The following is a 201-nucleotide window of genomic DNA, read 5'->3' on the forward strand; positions in this document are numbered from 1 at the left end:
CACACCCACATACCGCAGAACGTTACTACTCCTCTCCATCCTGCACTTCCAGCGGATACAGTGGAGATACCTACTGCACAGACTGTAATGAAACACTTTCCTATGGTTATACAATTTCCGCATACGGACATGACTATGATAACGGTGTTATCACTACAGAACCAACTGCCGAAACTGACGGAATCATAACTTACACCTGTA

Annotated in this window: 1 protein-coding gene; it reads left to right on the forward strand. The window is 44.8% G+C overall.

Annotated elements, in window-relative coordinates; translation table 11 throughout:
* Positions 1-201 (forward strand): hypothetical protein (locus LJE09_RS17865; protein WP_227311657.1); only part of this gene is annotated, 201 nt, incomplete at both ends.

The organism is Blautia sp. DFI.3.45, assembly GCF_020593505.1.
GTDB lineage: Bacteria > Bacillota > Clostridia > Lachnospirales > Lachnospiraceae > Blautia_A > Blautia_A wexlerae.